Here is a 1,250-nt window from a genome sequence, read left to right as displayed (position 1 = left end):
CCGCCGTACGCTTTGCGGGTGATGACGGTGATCTTGCCGACGGTCGCTTCGCCGTAGGCGTAGAGCAGTTTCGCGCCGCGTCGGATGATGCCGTTGTATTCCTGCCCGGTGCCGGGCAGGAACCCGGGAACATCGACCAGGGTGATGATCGGGACGTTGAAGCAGTCGCAGGTCCGGACGAACCGGGCTGCTTTCTCGGAGGCATCGATGTCCAACGTTCCGGCGAACTGGGTGGGTTGGTTGGCCACGATCCCCACCGATCGGCCGTCGATGCGCCCGAACCCGACGATGATGTTGCGGGCCCGACCTTCTTGGACTTCGAGGAATTCGTCGTCGTCGAGGATCCGGGTGATGACCTCGTGCATGTCGTACGGGGTGTTCGGTGAGTCGGGGATCAGGGTGTCGAGTTCGAGATCCTCGGCGGTCAGATTGTCTTCGATGGACCCGGTGATCGGGTCCGAGGGTGCGGTGCGGGGAGCGTCGGCGCGATTGTTGCTCGGTAGGTAGGACAGGAGGTCGCGGACGTAATCCAACGCGTCTTGTTCGCCGGAGGCGACGTAGTGCGCGACACCGGATTTCTCCATGTGGGTGTGCGCGCCACCGAGTTCTTCCATGGTGACGTTCTCGCCGGTGACGGTTTTGATGACGTCGGGTCCGGTGACGAACATCTGGGAGGTGCCGTCGACCATGACCACGAAGTCGGTCAGTGCCGGGGAGTAGACGTGCCCGCCGGCGGCGGGTCCCATGATCACCGAGATCTGGGGGATGACTCCGGAGGCGCGGACGTTGCGGTGGAAGATCTCGCCGTACAACCCGAGGGAGACGACGCCTTCCTGGATGCGGGCTCCGGCACCTTCGTTGATGCCGACCAGGGGGCGTCCGGTTTTGACGGCCAGGTCCATGACCTTGACGATCTTCTCGCCGTAGATTTCGCCCAGGGAGCCGCCGAAGACGGTTGCGTCCTGGGAGAACACGCACACATCGCGGCCGTCGACGGTGCCGTAGCCGGTGACGACACCGTCACCGAAGGGCCGGTTGTCCCCGAGCCCGAAGTTCTGGGAGCGGTGCCGGGCGAGGGCGTCGAGTTCGACGAACGAGCCCTCGTCGAGCAACGCGGTGATCCGTTCGCGGGCGGTGAGCTTGCCTTTGGCGTGGACCTTGTCCACCGCTGCCTCACCGGACGGAATCTCCGCAACCGCGAGACGTTTACGAAGATCGGCCAATTTACCCGCAGTGGTATGGATATCGGG

At 64.2% G+C, this 1,250-nt stretch carries 1 protein-coding gene; it reads right to left on the bottom strand.

The genetic code is table 11. From position 1 onward, the window contains the following. Positions 1–1,250: acyl-CoA carboxylase subunit beta (locus tag CH256_RS07290; RefSeq protein WP_143536532.1), on the bottom strand; the 1,250-nt coding region annotated here is incomplete at both ends.

The sequence above is a fragment of the Rhodococcus sp. 05-2254-6 genome, assembly GCF_002258565.1.
GTDB lineage: Bacteria > Actinomycetota > Actinomycetes > Mycobacteriales > Mycobacteriaceae > Rhodococcoides.
This window is presented reverse-complemented; position numbering and strand designations above follow the sequence as displayed.